Consider the following 14161-nt stretch of genomic DNA (forward strand, 5'->3'; position numbering starts at 1 on the left):
GAGGAGAGATTTAAGAAGATGGCAACAGAACAATTGGCTGTAAAAATCAAAAGTACAAGTTACGAACAAATCAGCAAAAATGCTGTTTACGAGGCAAAAAGAAGTCTATTAAACTGGCTTGGGGTTGCTATTGGTGCAGCCAACCACGAATCTATGGACAAAGTATTGAATGTTTCTAAATTAATGGAAAGCAGTCCTCAGGCAACCATTCTTGGCCGAAAAGAAAAAACTGATATGCTTTTCGCAGCATTACTAAATGGGATGTCATCCCATATATATGATTTTGATGATACGTTACTTGAAACGGTCCTTCATCCATCTTCGCCTGTATTTCCTGCTGTACTAGCTTTTAGTGAACATCAGAAAAAAACAGGAAAAGATGTTTTAGAAGCATTTATCATCGGTTGTGAAGTTCAGGCAAGGCTTGCCCTCGCTGTTTATCCGTCCCATTACTGGAGGGGCTGGCATATTACAGGGAGTGTTGGAGGAATAGGAGCAGCTTCTGCTTTAAGTAAGCTATTAGATCTAGATGAAGAAAGAACTTCATTTGCTATTGGAATTGCGGCAACAGACCCGACTGGATTGAGGGAAATGTTTGGCACGATGACAAAGCCATACCATCCGGGTAAAGCCGCAATGAATGGAATGCTTGCAGCACTCATTGCTGGAGAAGGATTTACAAGCTCAAAAAAAGCATTGGAAGCCGAACGAGGATTTATCCAGGTCTTATCAGAGGAAAACAAACTTGAGATCTTGACTGATAATTGGGGAGAAAAATGGGAAATCGAGAAAAACAGTTATAAACCATTTGCAAGCGGCATTGTAACTCATCCAGCAATTGATGCTATTATCACGATTCAGAAAACCCATAGCTTAAAGGCTGATGATGTCGAAGAAATACACATTTCCGGCCACCCGCTTGTTAAGGAACTGACCGGAAAAACAGACTTTACTACAGGGCTTGAAGGCAAATTCAGTGTATTCCACTGTGTAGCAGCAGGATTCTTTAACTTAAAAGCTGGAGTAAATGAGTTTACGGATGAATTCGTTAATAAACCGGAAGTTAAGGATTTAAGGTCTAAAATTAATTTAACAGTTGATGATCGGATCAAAGAAGATCAGGTTCATTTAACGGTGAAGCTAAAGGATGGCAGAGAATTAAGCCACTTTGTTGAGCATGCAATCGGCAGTATGGATCTGCCTATGACAGACAAGCAATTAATTGAAAAGTTTAAGGATGTAACTGGAGAGATCATTAGCGAAGAAACTCAGGATTTACTAATTGATATGGTTTACCGATTTGACGAACTTGAAGATTTGGACACATTCTTTCAGTTGTGCAGACCTGTCGAATCAGCCACCCGTATCTAAGCATAGGAAAGAAGGAGGGTATATTGAGCTTCCCCAACACAAAGGAAAAGACCAATATCTGGGCAAAAGGGTTTAAGGCAGTTTCAATTGATTCATCGAAAACCGTAACATTGTTATTGGGTGTTCTTCTTTCTTTTTCTGTATATGCAGTACTTCCAGGAAGCAGCGGCTCGGCAAAAATTATGCTTGCGCTATTAGTTTTAAGTGTTTTTTACTGGACGTTTGAACCCCTGCCAATCGGGGTTACCGCTATGCTGCTGCTTGTCTTAATGCTATTATTCAAAATCGTTGACATGGACATTATATTTAGCGGATTCTCTTCTCCGGCGATTTTTCTTATAATAGGCGGAATGATGCTTGCAAGGGGAGTCAATGATACTCCTCTTGCTAAAAGGCTGGCCTACTTAATTTTGGCAAAAAGGGCCGGCAATGCCAAAGGTTTATTGGCAAGTATTTTGATCATTCCGCAGCTTCAGGCGTTTTTTATTCCTGCTGTTGCTGTAAGATCAACACTTATCTTGCCTGTTGCGTTAATGGCCCTGGAGCATATAGGCGTAAAAAAAGATGGAAACCTGCGTAAAATGATACTGCTTGGTGTTGCATTTGGCGGTACAATCAGCGGAACAGTGGTTATGACCGCTGCCATTGGGAATATTTTAACCGTGGAGTTATTAAAGCAATTTCTCGGTATCCAGATTACATATTTACAATGGTTTATGTATTCGTTTCCTATATGGATTCTTTTAATACCAGCAGCGTGGTTTGTATTAATCAAAGCGTTTCCCTTGCCAAAAGAAAATGAAGAATTCTCTCATTTAAAAGAAGAAATGGACAAAGAGCTACAAGAGTTGGGACCCGTCAATGCAGATGAAAAAAAGTGTATAGCAATATTAATTTTGATCGTTTGCCTTTGGTTCACTGAACCTTTACATGGGCTTCACCCAAGCATCCCTACAATAATCGGTGTTGTTTTAATGGCTTTTCCGGGTGTAGGATGTTCAAAGTGGGAGAATATGGTGAAAATAAATTTTGATACGATTCTGATTATGGGTGTTACGTTATCGCTGGGTTATGCATTCAATCATTCAGGTGCAGCTGATCTGGTAGGAGCTAGCCTGAGTTCTGAGTGGATCATTGACTTGCTTCGTTCGCCAATTAGTGCCGTGATTTCTATATTAATCATCACTCAAATTTTGCATTTAGCTGTTGCTAATGTATCTACAGCTGTCGTAACACTCATTCCTATTTTTATAGGTCTTTCTGCAAAAGCTGGAGCGGACCCAATATTGATTTCTATTACAGCTTCACTTGCATGTCTGCACGGGTACATCCTGGTTGTTGAGGCAACATCCAATATCATCGTTCATAGTACAGGGCAAATCCAGCAAAAAGAATTTATCATACCCGGAATTTATATGACCTTTATCATGATGATCGTTACTATTCTAACTGCTGTAACCTGGTGGAATTGGATTGGTTTATTATAATAATACAAAAAGGTCAGAAAAGTGTAGACAATAAAATTTGGATCCGGTATCCTAAACCTAAAATAGGATGAGGAAAGGTATTGATTTATGTCTATGAATCTGGATTTGCGAATAGAAAATAGAGATACACTCCACTTAAAAGTTTGCAATGTCATTAGGGAAGCTATAATCAGAGGCGATTTTAAGCCGGGAGAAAGGTTAAAACAGTCCGATCTTGCAGAAAAAATGGGCGTCAGCCGAATGCCGATAAGAGAAGCCTTTAGAAAACTTGAATCAGAAGGGCTTATTATAATGGAGCCTCATAAAGGCGCAGTTGTAAAATCAATCAGCATTGAGGATATTAAGGAAATTTATGCCCTGAGATCAGAACTGGAAAAAATGGCTGTACATCAAAGTGTTAATCTTTTAACTGAAGAAGATATCGAACAGCTTTCTTTCCTTGTAAGTGAAATGGAAAATGCTAATGACGCAGACACTTTTGTTCAATATAACATTGATTTTCACCGGTTGCTGGTAAAAAGGTGCAAATGGGAGCGGCTCAATTCATTTATTGGTACCTTGTGGAATGGCCTTCCGCAACAAACACCGCACCTTTTAACTGGACAAATTGAAACTTCAAATTCAGAGCATAGAAAAATTTTAGAAGCTGTAATAAATAAAGACAATGAAACGGCAGCTAAATTAATTTCAGAACATATCTACCGTACTGGAGAAAAGTTGATAGAAAGCCTAAAGAATGAAGGGAAGTAGTTCCCTTTTTTTTATTAATTGTATCCAATATCCAAAAAGGAGGGTTTGAATAATGGGCAGAATGCTAGAAGATGCCAGTAAAACAATACTAAAAGAAAATGGAATTCCTGTACCTTGGCATTCAGTAATTACGAACAGTGAAGAAATTACGAAACAACATTTGAACAAGCCTTGTGTTTTGAAAGCACTTGTTCCAGTAGGGAAGAGAGGGAAGGCTGGAGCGATAAAGTTTGCAGAGACGGTAGAAGAGGCACAGAGAAAAGCGAATGAAATTCTCCAGATGACAGTTAGAAATTTCCCCGTAGAAAAAGTGCTCATTGAAGAAAAGGTAGATATCGATGAGGAGTGGTATGTATCCATTACAATTGATCCTCAAAAACAAATGCCTGTCATTATTGCGACAACTGAAGGCGGAATTGAAGTAGAAGAGTTGGTGAGAAATTCTCCTGAAAAGGTAGTTATTTATCATGTTGAACCATTTACTGAGCTACAGCCCTACCAGTCAAAAGAAATTTGGAGCAAGCTTGGAGTAACTGGAAAGCCATTGGTTAAAGCAACAGCGATTCTCTGCAATCTATATACTATTTTCTTTAAATACGACTGCTATATATTGGAGGTTAATCCTCTTGTTCTCACAAAGGATGAAAACATTGTAGCAGCTGCTTCTGTTATGGGGGTTGATGATTCAGCACTTTATCGGCAGCCGGAGCTTGGAGGTAAAGTGGAATCTGGCAGTGAACGTTCCTGGAGGCCCTTAACCAAGCTGGAGAAAGAAATGGTAAAAGTAAATGACGCTGACTATCGTGGGACAGCACGCTATACCGAAATGGATGGCGGTGAAATCGGGTTTATGTGCGGAGGGGGAGGAGGCAGCCTTCTTAGTTTTGATGCTCTTGTTCAATTAGGTGCTGCGCCGGCCAATTATACGGAAACAGGAGGAAACCCTCCTGAAGAAAAAGTAGCGGGGTTAACAAAAGGAATTCTCTCCAAAAAAGGAGTAAAGGGACTGTTCGTAGCCCATAACATCACCAATAATACGCAAATAGATGTTATGGCAAGGGGTATTGTTAAAGCCATTCAGGAACTGGGCGTGGACCCTAAAACATTCCCAATCGTTGTAAGGGAAGCAGGAGTCAATGATGAGGAAGGAAAGAGAATTTTCGAGGAAGCAGGTATTACCTACTTCGGTGAGGATTTGACGATTGAAGAAGCGGCAGCCGAGATGATTAAAAAGATGAAAGGGGTATCCTAAATGTCAATTCTAATCAATCAAAACACCAGAATGGCTGTCCAGGGAATTACAGGCAGGGAGGCTTCCATGATTGTCAGTCATACATTGGCCTATGGAACTAAGATCTTTGCAGGGATTACCCCGGGTAAAGGCGGCCAGAATGTGCAGGGGGTTCCTGTATACGATACGGTGAGTGAAGCCGTAAAAAAACATGGTATTAACGCATCCCTGGTTGTTGTCCCTCCTGCTTTTGCTTTGGACGCCGTTTTGGAAGCGATTTCAAATGGCATTAAGCTGATTGTCGTCACAACAGAAAACATTCCGCAACATGATGCCATAAAGCTGCTTTATGCGGCACGCAAAGAAAATGTAACGATTATCGGTCCTAATACTGTTGGCATGATTAATCCAAAGGATCGGATTAAAATGGGCTCGATTGGCGGTGACCGCCCTGAGAGATGTTTTGTCCCCGGAAACGTTGGTGTCATTTCAAGGAGCGGAGGGATGTCAGCAGAAACCTCCTGGATGGTTAAAAGAGCAGGTTTTGGAGTTACAACAAGTGTTGGTATTGGCGGCGATAGTTTAATAGGATCAAATATTAAAGATCTTCTTCTTCTTTTTGAGAAAGATGAGGAAACAGAAGCAGTGGTAACATTTTCGGAACCTGGTACAACATTTGAAGAAGATGCCGCTCAATTAGTAAAAGATGGTGGTTTTACAAAGCCGCTCATCTCTTTTGTTGCTGGCAAGTTTACAGAATCTATGCCGGAAGGGACAGTCTTTGGCCATGCGGGTGCAATGATTTCAGGAAATACAGGACGTCCGTCATTAAAGATGGAAGCACTTAAAGAGTCGGGAGCCCATGTGGTTGAGAAGTATGATGATATCATCAATGTTCTGCAAACTGTATTACGTTCAAAAGTAGGTGAGACGAAATGATATTATCGAAAAAATTGGCCGAGTATACAACAAAAGTAAAATATGAGGATTTGTCTGATGAAGTGATCGAATTTACCAAGCTATGCATTTTGGATTGGTTCGGCTCCGCACTCGCTGGAAAAGACGAAAAACCGATTCAATCCATATTGGAATTGGTCCAGGAGTGGGGAGGGAATGAACAAGCGACCCTTATTACAGGAGGGAAGTCTTCCATCGGAAATGCTTGCTTAGTTAACGCAGCCGCAAGTCATATAGTAGAACTTGATGATATTCATAAAGCTTCAATTATACATGCAGGCACCGTAGTAATCCCCGCAGCTGTTGCAGCAGCGGAAGCGGATAATTTAAGCGGAAAAGACTTAATTACAGCCATTGCTGTGGGATATGAGATTGCTTACAGAATCGGAGAAGCTGTATCTCCTTCCCACTATTATTACTGGCATAACACAGCAACATGCGGTACTTTCGGATCTGCAGCCGCAGTGGCAAAGCTCCTTAACCTGAATGTTGAGCAGACCATGTATGCACTCGGAAACGCAGGTACTCAAGCAGCAGGGTTATGGGAATTTATTGAGGATGGGGCTAACACAAAACAGCTTCATACGGCTAAAGCAGCTTATAATGGGGCTCTTGCCGCCTTGCTTGCAAAAAAAGATTTTACCTCTGCCTCCAGAATTTTGGAAGGCAGGAGAGGTTTTTTCAATGCTATGTCTAAAAAATATGATATAGAAAAAATTACTCGGAATCTTGGCCAGGAATTTAAAATTATGGAAAATAACTTCAAAATCCATGCTTCATGCCGGCACACGCATCCAGCAATGGATTGTGTCCAAACCATCATGAAGACCAACAGCCTCAGCCATGAAGAAATACAAAATATATCAATCCAGACCTATCAAACAGTTCTTAACATTACTGATAATCCTAACCCCAAGACAGTTTATGCCTCCAAATTTAGCAGCCAATTTTGCGCGGCTATGATTGCTATTAAAGGTTCCGCATCATTGACTGATTATAATCAAGAAATTTTACAAGACCCAGAGATTAGGAGACTGATGGAAAAAGTCAGTGTCTCAAATGACCCATATTATGATACAGCTTATCCAGAAAAATGGGGAGCAAAAGTAATCATAACAATGCACGATGGCAGAACATTCAGTGAAGCGACAGATTATCCAAAAGGTGATCCAGAAAAGCCAGCAGATAAGGAAGAGCTGATTCAAAAATTTAAGACCATGACCAAAGGAAAGGTATGGGATCCAGACGAACAAGTCCAGGCTGTACTACGGTTAGAGGAAATTGATGTTTCCGAATGGATTTCATTGGGATTGGGCGAAGAGTCGTACAAACAAATATAGTGATACCTCTTTCATCTAGAAAACTTGTTCTTCCCATACTTCATTCTCTAGAAGGCTTAATCCGCTATACCTTTTTATCAATGTTGAGGAAGGGATAGCAGCCTATTGCGGCAGTTCTCAAAATCGTTTAGAAGTCTCTCTAAAGAAAAATCCCTTTACAGCTGCGATTTCTGAGCGAATAAAGACGCAAATCTTTTTGCATTATGGAGCTGATTTAAAAAATGATTAAAGACCAATACAATTATGACGTTATCGTAATAGGTGGCGGGCAAGCAGCATTGGCAGCTGCCATTTCTGCAAAAGAACAAGGCGCTGCTGTGGCTCTCGTTACAAAAGGGAAAGCAGGATTTGGGGGATCATCGGTTATTTCGGACAGTGTCCATTCGGCGATTTTTTCGCCCGGTGATTCCCCGGAGCTGTTTTTCAACGACATAATAGAAGGAGGAAGGCATTTATCAGACAAAAGATTAGCAAGAGTATTAGCTGAAGAATGTACTGTAAGAGTGAACGAATTAGAAAGCAAATTTGGTATTCGCCTTGAAAGGGAACAAGTAATTATTACTCCAGGCCATTCCTTTCCAAGACGTGTATATGCAGGAAATGGGATCGGAAAAAATATTACAAAGCCACTGCGTGATTATGCCATTGAATCAGGAATTTTTTTTCATGAACAAACTGCTGTTGTCGACCTGTTAAAACATAATAATGAAGTAAAAGGTGTGCTTGTTCAAAAAGGCAAAGAGTTTCAAGTGATGTATTCACCTGCTGTTATATTGGCGACCGGCGGTTTTGGAGGACTCTATCAATCTTCTGATAATCCAAGGGATGTTTCTGGAGAAGGGATCGGCATGGCATGGAGACATGGAGCTATTCTTGTTGATATGGAGTTTGTACAGTTTTATCCATACCGTTTACAACAGCCGGCAAATATCGATGTAATGACAAAGGTTTTTGGAAAAGGCGCCTTTTTAACAAACGATAGAAATGAACGTTTTATGGAGAAGTTCCCTAAAAAGGAACTCGAAACACGGGATATTCTTAGTTACGCAATGTTTCAAGAACAGAAGGTCCTGCTTGATTTCTCCCTTGTGGATGAGAATGTGCTCAAGCATGACAGTCCACATTTGTATCGCCTGTTTGAAAAAGGATATACAGGAGAATGGGTTATGAGTCCTGTACAGCATTATTGTATGGGTGGAATCCAAACGGACGAATGGGGAAGGACTAATGTTTCCGGACTATATGCATGTGGAGAAGTAACAGGTGGGCTTCATGGGGCAAACCGTTTAGGTGGCGGGTCTTTAACTGAATCGCTAGTGTTTGGACATCGTGCAGGTAAAATGGCAGTACAAGAAAAATCGATGGACTTTAAGGCAGACTTAAAGGATTTCGGTGTAGAAGCTATATTAAGTACTCCGTCAACTGCAGACGGAACTCAAACACTCAAGAAGGTTAAAGAAATTATGTGGAATAAAGTTGGAATTGAAAGAAGCTCTCAGTCCTTAAAGGAAACTGCAGATGAATTAAATAATATCGCACTTAGTTTGGAGAATGAAAACAGCATTCAGGCCCTCCAATTACGTGACAAAGTTAGATCCGCATGGGCTTCTGCTTTTGCTGCTTCATCCAGGAAAGAGAGCCGTGGAGCACATAAGCTTCAGGATATTAAGGGTGAAAAAAAAGAATGGGTAGGCAAAAATCGAATTTACAATTCAATTATCGAATTTACTCCTGCTGCTTCTAAAGTTGAAACGCTTTTAAGAGGGGAAGGGAAGTTACATGAAAACAATTCATTATCAAGAAATTGTTGAACGGGTCGCACAAATATGCCAGGAAGCCAATTTTGATTTAGGCAAGGATGTAGTAGAGGCTTTTCAATCAGCCTTAAAAAATGAAACTTCAGAAACAGGAAAAGATATCCTCGAACAGTTGATTCTTAACGCAGATATCGCAAAAAGTGAAAGAGTTCCCATGTGCCAGGATACTGGAGTATCTGTATTTATCGTAGAACTTGGCCAGGATTGCCATATAACTGGAGGAAGCATATACGATGCCATAAATGAGGGAGTTAAAAAAGGATATGAGGAGGGCTATTTAAGGCATTCAATCGTAGATCATCCTATTACCCGAGAAAAAAGCAAAGGCTATAACACACCGTCCATTATCCATATTGAACTCGTCCCTGGCGATCAAATCATTATTCATATGTCTGCGAAAGGCGGAGGCAGTGAAAATATGAGCAGTCTAAAAATGCTAAAACCTGCAGACGGTCTCGAAGGTATTAAAAAGTATATCCTTGATACAGTTGCAAAAGCAGGGCCCAACGCATGCCCACCTCTAGTGGTAGGGGTTGGGATTGGAGGGAATTTTGAAAGATGTGCATACCTTGCAAAAAAATCATTATTCAGACCTATTGGACACCGCAGTGAACGACCAGAGCTTGCTCAATTAGAAAATGAATTAATGGAAGAAATCAATAAACTCGGCATAGGTCCTCAGGGTATGGGAGGAAATACTACAGCGCTTGATGTGAAAATTGAAATCGAGCCATGCCATATTGCTGCCTTGCCAGTCGCTGTAAATTTGAACTGCCATGCAAGCAGACATAAAGAAGTCAGGCTGTAGGAGGAAAGAATTTGTCAGCTTTAAAGGTTACTAGTCCGATAGATGAGAACACCTTGTTGAATTTAAAAGCAGGAGAGCGTGTATTAATCAGCGGCACCATTTATACCGCGAGAGATGCAGCACATAAAAGAATGTCAGAAGCCCTGGAAAGAGGTGAGGAGCTCCCCTTTGATATTAAGGGGCAAACCATCTATTATGTAGGGCCCACCCCTCCCAAGCCAGGACAGATCATTGGATCAGCAGGACCTACTACAAGTGGAAGAATGGATAAGTATACCCCATCATTGCTTGACCGCGGCCTTAAAGGGATGATAGGAAAAGGTTATCGCAGCGAGGCTGTCATCGAAAGTATGATGAAAAATAAAGCGGTATATTTTGCTGCCATAGGCGGTTCTGGTGCATTAATTGCCCGCTCCATCAAGATGATGGAAGTCCTTGCATATGAGGATTTGGGACCCGAAGCAATCTATAAATTATCTGTAGAGGATTTCCCTGCGGTGGTCATTATTGATAGTAATGGAACCGACTGGTATCAATTGGGGAAACAGCAATTTAACGAACAGAATACTAAACAGTAGTTCAAATTCCCGAATAATGAAATGCTTCCGGGGTTCTGTTTTTGTTTCAAAGATTGAGGAGGAAATTAATGAAAATAGAGGCGCTGGATCATCTCGTTCTAACAGTAGAAGATATAAAAAAAACTTGCGATTTTTATCATAAAGTATTAGGAATGCAGGTAATCACCTTTGGAGAAAACAGAAAAGCCCTTAAGTTTGGAAGTCAGAAGATCAATCTGCACGAAAAAGGAAAAGAGTTTGAACCAAAGGCCAGTAAACCAGTCCCTGGTTCTGCCGATTTATGTTTCATTACCAATATGGAACTAATTAAAGTGGAGGCACATTTTAAGAATTGCAATATTGCAATTGAAGAGGGTCCTGTAAAAAGGACAGGTGCGATTGGAGAAATCACATCAATTTATATTAAAGACCCTGACGGAAACCTTATTGAAATATCAAACTATAATAAATCTCAATAATTTATGAAAAAGATAGGATCGGGGTCGATCACTCATTCAGTACTATAACATAAGGAAGTTCCAGAAGTATGGGGTAGTACAAAGATGTAGAACTAATGGGATCGAATAGCTAATATTCGGTCTGTTTTTGTGGATTATGGTGAAATTAAGAGCGGTTTGAAAAAGAATACAAGATTTGCAACCTACAGTTATTTAAATAACTCAATTTTAAAATGAACAAGCATAAGTAAATGGCTTATATTTTCAGGTGAATATTTATAATGTTAAAAAGTATTAGAATATTCATAATAATTATTGAAATTGTAGATTGGATACAGTATCCTATTTATAAAGCGAAGGATTATTCCAAGAAATAACTGGGGGAATAAAGGCTATGAAGCTGGTTGAAGATGTGACAATTTATGAAGTTGGTCTTAGAGATGGTCTTCAGTTAGAGGGAAAGGTTTTAACAGTTCAGGAGAAAATGGAGATTTTTTCTTTATTGAGGGAGGCAAATGTTGCTGAAGTTGAATTTGGTTCCTTCGTCCATCCAAGGCTTGTACCACAGATGGCAAACACGGCAGAGTTTTATTCACATATTAAGCAATATGATGATATGAAACTAGTTGCGCTAATCCCTAATTTAAAGGGTCTTGAGATCGCTGAAGAAAATGGAGTGAAATCTGTAAATTATGTTATTTCGGCAAGCGATACCCACAATCAACAGAATGTTCGGCAGACAACTGAAGAATCACTAAATAAATTTAAGGTTTTATCGCAATTTGCTTCGGCACATAATATTACTTTAAATGTTACCGTTGGTACTTCGTTTGGTTGTCCCTTTGAGGGAACTGTTTCTGAAAAGCGCATCATGAATATCCTGGATTCTCTCCTCTTACATAACATCAAAAGAATTACACTCGCAGATACAACCGGAATGGCCAATCCAAAGCAAGTTTACAATTTAACAAAAGCAGTGATTGACGAGTGGCGGAATTTTGAATTCGGCTGCCATTTCCACAATACAAGAGGCATGGGTCTTTCAAACATCATTGCAGGATTGGAAGCAGGCATTAAGATATATGATGCATCTTTAGGCGGAATTGGCGGCTGTCCATTCGCTCCTGGAGCAACGGGTAATGTTTGTACGGAAGATGTAGTTCACATGCTTGAGGAAATGGGAGTAAAAACAACGATCGACCTTGATAAGTTGATTGATGCATCAAATAAAATGAAAGAAATACTGGGACATGATTTGCCGGGACAGGTCGCAAAAGCAGGAAAAAGTTCAAGATTATACCCGGTACAAAGTTAACTCTTGTACTACTTATAATGAAGGGATGAGTTGGATGTTACTGAAAACCTATGAAACTATAAAAGTGGAAAAGGCAGAGCAGCATAAGGGCATAACCTTTTTAACCTTGAACCGCCCTGAATCGATGAACGCCTTAAACACTAAAATGGCTTTGGAAATAATCGAGGCACTTGAAGAATTAAAATATGATGAAAATGTAAGGGTTCTCATTTTAACGGGTACAGGAACGAAGAGTTTTTGCGTAGGAGCGGATTTAAAAGAACGAAATGGAATGTCGCAAAAGGATTGGAAAAGGCAGCATGATTATTTCGAACAAGTAACCGAAAAAATTCGTGAATTCCCTTATCCAGTAATAGGAGCTGTAAATGGCTATGCTCTTGGAGGAGGTTTGGAAATTGCCTTAAGCTGTGATATTCGAACGGCAGCTCCACATGCAGCATTGGGGCTTCCTGAAGCGAAGTTGGGATTGATCCCTGGGATTGGAGGTACACAGCTTCTATCCCGCATTTTGCCTATAGGGCTGGCAAAAGAAATGCTTTTCACCGGGAAACGCATTACAGCAGAAGAAGGCAAGCAATTCGCATTGATCAACCATGTGTTCTCATCAGAAGCCCTTTTGGAGGAAACTGTTAAACTCGCAGAAACCATCGCGGCAAATGCACCGCTATCATTAAAATCTTTAAAGAGAGCTGTTAATAAAGGAACGGAGACAGACCTGGCAACGGGACTTGTCATTGAACTGGAGGCCTACTATAAGTGTGCTAATTCTGAAGACAGGTTGGAAGGCATTTATGCTTTCAATGAAAAACGCTCTCCTGAATGGAAAGGGAAGTAAAATTAGAACTCACCTATTATTATTTTAATTATGGAGGTAGTGGGAATGGCTAATACAAAAACAATGGAAAATACAGAGCATGAAATGATCAGAAAAAGCGTCCGAGCGTTATGTGAGCGCTTTCCTGAGGAATATTGGAGAGACACTGATGAAAGAGATGCCTACCCTACTGCGTTTGTTAAGGCTTTAACAGAAGAGGGCTGGCTTTCGGTTTTAATCCCGGAAGAGTATGGCGGAGCGGGTCTTGGAATGGTAGAAGCGGGAATTATTTTAGAAGAGATTAACCGTTCGGGTGGAAATGCCGGAGCCTGCCATGCTCAAATGTATACGATGGGTGCATTGCTTCGTCATGGAAATGAAGAGCAAAAGCAAAGGTTCTTGCCAAAGATCGCAAGCGGTGAGCTTCGATTGCAGGCCTTTGGCATAACTGAACCAACAGCCGGAAGCGACACAACGAGCATCCAGACATTTGCCGAGCGTAAAGGCGATAAGTATATAGTTCATGGCCAGAAAATCTGGACTTCACGTGCAGAGCATTCAGATCTAATGATGCTGCTTGCAAGAACGACTCCAAAAGATCAAGTGCAAAAGAAAACAGATGGTTTAAGTTTATTTATTCTAGATATGAAAGAGCAGGCAGACAAGATTGATATTCGTCCAATCGATACAATGATTAATCATGCAACAACAGAAGTTTTCTTTGAAGGAGCAGAAATTCCGGCAGAAAACCTGATTGGAGAAGAAGGCAAAGGTTTTAGATATGTATTGGGTGGTATGAATGCTGAACGGATCTTGATTGCCTCTGAATCAATTGGCGACGGTATGTACTTCATTGATAAGTCTGTTCAATATGCCAACGAACGTGTTGTTTTTAATCGGCCTATTGGTCAAAATCAGGGAGTGCAATTCCCAATCTCCAGATCTTATATGGATATTCAAGCAGCAAAATTAATGAGAGACAAAGCAGCTGAAATGTTTGACAATGGTGCAGATTGCGGAGCAGAAGCGAATATGGCGAAATATCTTGCTTCTGAGGCCACCTGGCGTGCAGCGAATGCAGCCATGGATACTTATGGAGGATATGGCTTTGCGAAGGAATATAATATCGAGCGTAAATTTAGAGAAGCGAGGTTGTTTATTGTAGCGCCTATTACCAATAACCTGGTTGTAAGCTACGTTGGACAGCATGTTCTGGGTTTACCGCGTTCATTCTAAAAATAAAACAAAGAGGACCA

13 protein-coding genes are annotated in these 14161 nt (G+C 40.5%); all 13 read left to right on the plus strand.

Annotation, left to right across the window (positions count from 1 at the left end):
* Positions 1 to 18: 18 nt before the first annotated feature.
* The 13 genes from J7E38_RS09505 to J7E38_RS09565 all read left to right on the plus strand — a co-directional run bounded on the left by J7E38_RS09505 (position 19) and on the right by J7E38_RS09565 (position 14141).
* Positions 19 to 1371 (plus strand): MmgE/PrpD family protein, encoded by a 1353-nt coding sequence (locus J7E38_RS09505; RefSeq protein WP_214705510.1) that lies wholly within the window; start codon positions 19 to 21, stop codon positions 1369 to 1371.
* Positions 1338 to 2858 (plus strand): SLC13 family permease, encoded by a 1521-nt coding sequence (locus J7E38_RS09510; RefSeq protein ID WP_483297167.1) that lies wholly within the window; start codon positions 1338 to 1340, stop codon positions 2856 to 2858. Before J7E38_RS09505 ends, J7E38_RS09510 begins: the two co-directional genes overlap by 34 nt.
* 87 nt (positions 2859 to 2945) lie before the next feature.
* Entirely contained in the window at positions 2946 to 3608 is a 663-nt protein-coding gene (locus J7E38_RS09515) for a GntR family transcriptional regulator (RefSeq protein ID WP_214705512.1), read from the plus strand.
* A 52-nt stretch (positions 3609 to 3660) separates the two neighbouring features.
* Positions 3661 to 4860 (plus strand): ATP-grasp domain-containing protein, encoded by a 1200-nt coding sequence (locus tag J7E38_RS09520; RefSeq protein WP_214705513.1) that lies wholly within the window; start codon positions 3661 to 3663, stop codon positions 4858 to 4860.
* Complete coding sequence (locus tag J7E38_RS09525; protein WP_214705514.1) at positions 4861 to 5778, plus strand: succinate--CoA ligase subunit alpha; 918 nt, start codon at positions 4861 to 4863, stop codon at positions 5776 to 5778. It begins immediately after the preceding gene.
* A complete protein-coding gene (locus tag J7E38_RS09530; protein WP_214705515.1) occupies positions 5775 to 7136 on the plus strand; it encodes an MmgE/PrpD family protein in 1362 nt (453 codons plus the stop codon). Before J7E38_RS09525 ends, J7E38_RS09530 begins: the two co-directional genes overlap by 4 nt.
* Before the next feature lie 221 nt (positions 7137 to 7357).
* A complete protein-coding gene (locus J7E38_RS09535) occupies positions 7358 to 8947 on the plus strand; it encodes an FAD-dependent oxidoreductase (RefSeq protein WP_214705516.1) in 1590 nt (529 codons plus the stop codon).
* Complete coding sequence (locus tag J7E38_RS09540; RefSeq protein WP_214705517.1) at positions 8916 to 9761, plus strand: fumarate hydratase; 846 nt, start codon at positions 8916 to 8918, stop codon at positions 9759 to 9761. Before J7E38_RS09535 ends, J7E38_RS09540 begins: the two co-directional genes overlap by 32 nt.
* 11 nt (positions 9762 to 9772) lie before the next feature.
* Positions 9773 to 10339 carry a Fe-S-containing hydro-lyase gene (locus tag J7E38_RS09545; RefSeq protein WP_214705518.1) on the plus strand — a complete coding sequence of 189 codons (567 nt, stop codon included), beginning with the start codon at positions 9773 to 9775 and terminating at the stop codon, positions 10337 to 10339.
* A 68-nt stretch (positions 10340 to 10407) separates the two neighbouring features.
* Positions 10408 to 10797 (plus strand): VOC family protein, encoded by a 390-nt coding sequence (locus J7E38_RS09550; protein ID WP_214705519.1) that lies wholly within the window; start codon positions 10408 to 10410, stop codon positions 10795 to 10797.
* A gap of 373 nt (positions 10798 to 11170) precedes the next feature.
* A complete protein-coding gene (locus tag J7E38_RS09555) occupies positions 11171 to 12091 on the plus strand; it encodes a hydroxymethylglutaryl-CoA lyase (RefSeq protein ID WP_214705520.1) in 921 nt (306 codons plus the stop codon).
* A 34-nt stretch (positions 12092 to 12125) separates the two neighbouring features.
* Entirely contained in the window at positions 12126 to 12926 is an 801-nt protein-coding gene (locus J7E38_RS09560; RefSeq protein WP_214705521.1) for an enoyl-CoA hydratase/isomerase family protein, read from the plus strand.
* Positions 12927 to 12971: 45 nt separating this feature from the next.
* Entirely contained in the window at positions 12972 to 14141 is a 1170-nt protein-coding gene (locus tag J7E38_RS09565) for an acyl-CoA dehydrogenase family protein (protein ID WP_214705522.1), read from the plus strand.
* Positions 14142 to 14161 lie beyond the last annotated feature (20 nt).

The organism is Bacillus sp. ISL-35, assembly GCF_018613355.1.
Taxonomy (GTDB): Bacteria; Bacillota; Bacilli; order Bacillales; family Cytobacillaceae; genus Mesobacillus.